General features: G+C 38.3%; 9 protein-coding genes. 5 read left to right on the forward strand and 4 right to left on the reverse strand.

Going from position 1 to position 5161, the window contains the following annotated elements:
- Nucleotides 1-328 precede the first annotated feature (328 nt).
- Entirely contained in the window at nt 329-664 is a 336-nt protein-coding gene (locus F8S12_RS01830) for a tyrosine-type recombinase/integrase (protein WP_442946781.1), read from the forward strand.
- A 198-nt stretch (nt 665-862) separates the two neighbouring features.
- Nucleotides 863-1378, forward strand: a complete 516-nt coding sequence (locus tag F8S12_RS01835; protein ID WP_196514522.1) for a hypothetical protein — start codon at nt 863-865, stop codon at nt 1376-1378.
- Between the two features lie 127 nt (nt 1379-1505).
- Here the strand turns inward: F8S12_RS01835 and F8S12_RS01840 are convergent, their stop codons facing one another.
- Entirely contained in the window at nt 1506-1832 is a 327-nt protein-coding gene (locus F8S12_RS01840) for a helix-turn-helix domain-containing protein (protein WP_196514523.1), read from the reverse strand.
- On the reverse strand, nt 1829-2215 hold the full coding sequence (locus F8S12_RS01845) for a type II toxin-antitoxin system RelE/ParE family toxin (RefSeq protein ID WP_196514524.1): 387 nt from the start codon (nt 2213-2215) through the stop codon (nt 1829-1831). The genes F8S12_RS01840 and F8S12_RS01845 overlap by 4 nt, the downstream gene beginning before the upstream one ends.
- A 184-nt stretch (nt 2216-2399) precedes the next feature.
- Here F8S12_RS01845 and F8S12_RS01850 point away from each other — a divergent pair, with 184 nt between their 5' ends.
- Together F8S12_RS01850 and F8S12_RS01855 are read left to right on the forward strand one after the other, a co-directional pair.
- Nucleotides 2400-2720: a hypothetical protein gene (locus F8S12_RS01850; RefSeq protein WP_196514525.1), complete on the forward strand. Its 321-nt coding sequence runs from the start codon at nt 2400-2402 to the stop codon at nt 2718-2720.
- Nucleotides 2721-2928: 208 nt separating this feature from the next.
- Nucleotides 2929-3444, forward strand: coding sequence for a helix-turn-helix domain-containing protein (locus F8S12_RS01855; RefSeq protein WP_196514526.1), 516 nt, complete (start codon nt 2929-2931; stop codon nt 3442-3444).
- Nucleotides 3445-3806: 362 nt separating this feature from the next.
- Here F8S12_RS01855 and F8S12_RS41475 read toward each other — a convergent pair whose 3' ends face one another.
- Nucleotides 3807-3932 carry a hypothetical protein gene (locus F8S12_RS41475; RefSeq protein WP_269144759.1) on the reverse strand — a complete coding sequence of 42 codons (126 nt, stop codon included), beginning with the start codon at nt 3930-3932 and terminating at the stop codon, nt 3807-3809.
- 44 nt (nt 3933-3976) lie between these two features.
- Between F8S12_RS41475 and F8S12_RS01860 the strand changes: the two genes are divergently transcribed.
- Entirely contained in the window at nt 3977-4477 is a 501-nt protein-coding gene (locus tag F8S12_RS01860) for a hypothetical protein (RefSeq protein ID WP_196514527.1), read from the forward strand.
- Nucleotides 4478-4694: 217 nt separating this feature from the next.
- Here the strand turns inward: F8S12_RS01860 and F8S12_RS01865 are convergent.
- The coding region (locus F8S12_RS01865) for an ISAs1 family transposase (RefSeq protein ID WP_196514528.1) at nt 4695-5161 on the reverse strand (467 nt) is incomplete at its 5' end.

Below are 5161 nucleotides of genomic sequence, written 5' to 3' on the forward strand. Positions count from 1 at the left end.
GTAATTGATACTAAATATCAAAGGCTTGTTACAGATATTTTGGGAAATAATCGTCAAATGACTTACTAGCAATCTTTTTGAGATATCTCATCAAGATGAATTCTCCTGCGAATCAATATTTTATTTGTAAATAAAATCACTCCGTACTTGAATATAATTTTTAGCGATCGCACTTTTTTTGTCCGACCTCACAAAATCGCATTGCTCCCGATCGGACTTTAATTCTCAGTTAGAGAGCTAGATTCTCAATAAAAACAGTTATTTAGCTGCGATCGCACCTCTAGATAGGTGATTTAGTACCCGAATTTTAACCACCTCACAAAATCGCATTGCTCCCGCTCAATACCATGATGAATTGGTTTTGCTCAAAGAACTCAGAGAGATGCTGCCCGATAGCAAATATATTTTCGTTTCCGAGCGTGGTGAGGTGATGTCTACTGATGCGGTGCGAAAGCTGCTTGGGCGACTGGCGGCACAGGCTGGGCTTGATATCAAGGTACACTGCCACATGATGCGCCATGCTTGCGGTTACTATCTGGTGAATCAGGGTTACAACACTAGGGAAATCCAAGACTTCTTGGGACACCGTGATATCAAACACACTGAAAAATATACCAAGCTGAATGCTCGACGTTTCTTAAATTTTGATTGGGGTGATTTGTAAAATGTCGATAAATCCAGTTGAAACGACATCGGCACAAACCTGCTTACTGTAAAGCATTCAGCCATCGATTAGCTTTTTGCAATATTTCTGCACACTGTCCATACCCTCAATAGTTTAATTTCCTTTTAGAGATTGATAGCTTTTGGCATTGTATAGGGAATACTAGAATTTAAATTCCTTTTTTTAGAGCAAATAACTATGTCTGAACAAGCTAAAACAATTTTGAGCTATATGTATGAAAAGTTAGAGAAAGATAACTTTATTAACTTTTTAATTGATAATTATGATAGTGATCAAAATTCCAACGACCTCCTATCGTACATATATGATGAGCATGATGAATTTATCAATTTTGAATCTTTTGTAGATTTATCTATAAAAGTTTTAAAGCCTGATTGGGATGGGAAGGTCTATGTGAAATATAGTACTTGTTATACTGCTCACGATGACGGAGATGAAATTGTTGTTCCTCTGAATCAATCACTTGAGCGTATAGAATTACGTAATGTATCAAAATTTCTGTCTCAACATGATGGTCAGAGTTTAGGAATTGATTTAGATGATCAAGAAGAAAAAGAGTTAGTTTTTTCTATTTTAAATGATGGTTATTATGAATTACCTGATCGAGATATTTATGAAAATAGTGTTGAAATATCTATAAAAGAACTTGAAATTACTCATCCTTATTATGATCAAGATGATGAACTTGATTAGAGCTTTATCGACCAAAAAGTGTCTAAAAATGATGCAAGGCTAGATTATTGCTAACTTTTTAAAATACCCCTTTAGTTGATTCTAAAGGGGTATTTTAATATATCTGTCACAAGTTTTAATCTATTACTTAGCAAACAACTGTTGTCCGAGCTTGGTTGCGGTCTTCAGGTTTTTGTTTTATGACAATCTCTACGTCATTATCTAAATCATTCAAAAATTGAAATAGTCTATCAATTGAAAAACCTGAAAGTCTGCCTCTCACTAATGATGAAATTTTTGGTTGATCAATTCCTAAAAGTTCAGCAGCTTGGACTTGTGTTAATTTACGGAAAGTGATAGCTTCACTGATTTTGCGTGCTAGTTCAGCTTTCACTAATCTCTCTTCAGAATTAGGTAAACCTAAGTCAGCAAATACATTTCCACTGCTAGTATAAACGCTATTTTCTTTGGTCACTTATTTACTCCTTTTTCTTTAGCAACTTGTTCAAAATAGTCTTCCTGGGCGGCTTTTAACCTCTTTTTTACCAAATCTATATCTTGTTGTGATGTAGCAATACCGTGTTTTGACTTCTTTTGAAATGCGTGTAATAAGTAGACAAAACCCGCAAATTTTACAGTGTACACTGCTCGGTATGTATCTCCATCAAAATCATCTACAACCTCTAAAACCCCGCCTCCTGAAAAACCGCGCAAAGGCTTTGCATCGGGATGCTTACCACCATGTTGTGCTACATCAAGGGCGTAACCCATTACGTCTTGCACGTCTTCAGGGAACTCTTTCAAGTCATCTAAAGCGCTTGCAATCCATTTGAGAGGTTTTTGGTGCGTGTCACTCATATAATAGTTAGTATGCTAAATCTAGCATACTATGTCAATAAGTACATCAGTTTACCTGTGGTTGTCAATATCTTGTCAAAACTCCAAATGTTTGTGAGCGGTGATGTCGTCAAATGTGTAGTTTGACGACATCTCTTCAAATCAAATAAAAAAGTAAAATTGTAGGAGTTCAGAACAAAAGAAAATGAGCGATACCCCATTCCCTAGCCGACTAGACCGCGCTGAACAAATAATTTTAGGATTAGCTGAAAGACAAGCTGAGACACAAACACAAGTTGATGAACTCAGGCAAGGCATGAGAGAACTAAGCCAAGAAATGAGAGAACTAACAAGTAACGTAGACCGGGTACTAGGTCGTAGCGCCATTTTGGATGATGTCTTGCTTGAGTTACGTGATAGCCACGAACAGCACCAGCAAAATTTTGAAGAACACCAACGCACTACTAACGCGGCTCTACAAAGCCTTGAATCTATTTTGGTGCAGTTGATTAGAAATAATTCTTGAAGGTCAATCAAACCGGGAGTCTAAAGCATAACCCCTCATTTCAGCAAAAAGGAATGAACAATTTAGGTGAAATTTTCTGTAAAATACGACGTTGCTCCCATAGAGAGATGAATAGAGAAGCAACCCAAGCGCTCACCTACACCAAAGTTCGCCAAAACTCGCCAATCACTGATACTATTTTGGCGAGTTACGATATTTGGCGAGATTTATGAATAAACAGGAAGCAGCAGATTACTTGGGTGTCAGTGTTAGGGCTTTAGAGCGCTACGTACAACAAGGGCGAATCAGCGTTAAGTACGAGAAAGGGAAAACTCGTCCCACTGCCAACTTTGATCAAACTGAACTGGAAGCATTTAAGGAAGAACTGAACCAACCGACCGTAAAACCAGCCTTTGAATCTCGTCAAATAGCGACAGAGCAACAGCCACAGACAGGTAAATTAGTGCATTCTTCTGGCGAGATTGCGGAGTTTGGCGAGATTGGGGTAATTGATAAATTGTCCTCAATCATTGAAGGGCTGCTCTTGCGAGGTGACAATCAGCCAGTAGTGCCGATCGCTGATAAGCTACTACTGACTATTGCAGAGGCACAAGCGCTAACTGGGTTGTCTAGAGAATTTCTCAGGGATGCAATTACATCAGGTGACTTGAAAGCCAAGCTCATTGGTAAAGGCTGGCGAGTTAAGCGTACTGACCTGGAAGAGTATGTTGATAAGCTGTTTTGAAACTCGCCAAACTGCGACAGTGTAAAACTCGCCTTCTTCGTAGAGCAGGTATAACCCTTTGAAACTTGGCGACATTTGACGACATTCAATACCAATATTCATTCAGGTGATCGCTGTCATGGCTTCTATTAGAGTATATGCTCTTCTCTGTACCATCTAAACGCAAATTACACGATTGTCGGCTCAACGCCAGATCAATACATATAGCCAGCAATTCCACGTTTTGGCTCAAAGGTGGAATGCTGAATGAATCACGAGCCAAAACGATAAGCCAACTATAAAATTTACGGACTTTAGAAGTATTTTATTTGGCACAGTGATGCCTATTTGCACTGATATTCAAAAATTTTCTGCAAAAGATTCTAATTGAGGAGGTTATGTGTCAGGGTGTAACTGGAAATTGTCGATGGCGTGCGATTATCTTGAGCCTTGTGAAAAGCTGGGTATTTACGAAACTTCATGATTACTCCAGCTAAACGTATTGCCACGGGTGCTTATCGTTCCTTAATGTTGTGAACCGTAATTGCAAAATATGAAAAACTGCTTCTCGCCCTCGTTGCTCAAAAAAATTGTTTGTTTGAGTAGCATCTTTTTTGCTGTAAGTGCTTTCAGCTATTCAAATATTTCATATGCTGATGTAGAAGGAATTCCTTCTAATCAGGACTTTCCTAATGCCCAGTATCCCTATGCTCAAGCCCCTGATGGTTGTAGTGGTTGGCAAAATGCAAGACAAGTTAGAGACACTTGGGGACCTGTCAACTTTACCGGAGCTTGCGACACCCATGACAAATGCTATTACACATTAGGTTCCAACTGGAATACCTGTAATGAGCGCTTTTACTCTGATCTGAGAGCCGCATGTGAACGTGATTTACGTATTCCGATTCGCAGACCTGCTCCTACATTGTCAGAACCTTGGAGAACTGTAATCGTTGAATATGGACCACCTGAGCCAATTGCTTTACGGCAGTGCTATCAAATAGCCACTGTATACTATGGAGGGGTGCCAGGGGAAACGCACCTTATTTACTAACAAAAACTAATGAGGATTTCAAAATTATTTATATAAGTGCAAAGTTTGACAAAAAGATAAACAGGACAAATCGCTCCTTTTACTAACATATAAGTTAACTTATCTCTAATGAAAAAACTCTTGTCTAAGGATAAATTAACTAACTATTCAGCCATAAATAAGTAAGCTTATTCCTAAAAATAAGCAATAATCATAACTAAATTGTTGACAGGCTAGTTTACGCTAAAGCTAAAACTCTTTCTAAATATTTATTGTCCATTGCTGCTAGAAACTGTTTATTTTTGATTCCCCTTTTTACACGATTCTCTTTACCTAGAAGATTTACTGCTATCTGCCGCATTACTGCAAAATTTTGTGGAGCATTATCTTTCCTAATCCGGCAATTATCTTCTTTTAAAGCTACATCCAGTACCCAATGCAATGAATTTTCTATCCCCCAGTGACTGCGAACAGCATTAGCAAGTTGTTTGGCATTATCTCCAAGACTACTAATAAAATAACGAGTCTCCACTGTTGTTTTACCATCTACTTGCCGGACGGATTCTACCATTCCAATACTATTAAAGTTTGACCATACTGAATCAGGATCAAGCCGATACTGAATATCAGATAACATGACGTAGTGGCGAATTTCATGACGACCATGCCCCGTTTCTTCTGTTTTATAGGTACTATGTTCAAACC

The sequence above is a fragment of the Nostoc sp. WHI genome, from assembly GCF_015714725.1.
In the GTDB taxonomy this organism is placed as follows: domain Bacteria; phylum Cyanobacteriota; class Cyanobacteriia; order Cyanobacteriales; family Nostocaceae; genus Nostoc.